This window comes from Paenibacillus farraposensis, assembly GCF_020736845.1.
GTDB lineage: Bacteria > Bacillota > Bacilli > Paenibacillales > Paenibacillaceae > Paenibacillus > Paenibacillus farraposensis.
Window position 1 is genome coordinate 1 of sequence record NZ_JAFFQR010000004.1, and the last position, 224, is coordinate 224.

Annotated in this window: 1 pseudogene; it reads left to right on the top strand. The window is 46.9% G+C overall.

Going from position 1 to position 224, the window contains the following annotated elements:
* A pseudogene (locus JO375_RS00325) lies at positions 1-224 on the top strand (IS3-like element IS655 family transposase); the annotation flags it as partial.

Sequence of the window (224 nt, forward strand, 5' to 3'; positions counted from 1 at the left end):
ACGAAAGTAGCTATCATCCAGAACAATCGTGATAAATACTCGGTATCAGTAATGTGTGACGTCCTGCAAATCGCAAGAAGTACGTTTTACTACGAAGCCAAAGAACAGGCAACCGAAGACGATGTAACCGAAGCGGTTGTGGATATCTTCCACAAGAACCGAAAAGCCTATGGCACGCGCAAGATCAAAGTCAAGCTCCATGAGCGCGGATTCGTCGTCTCCAG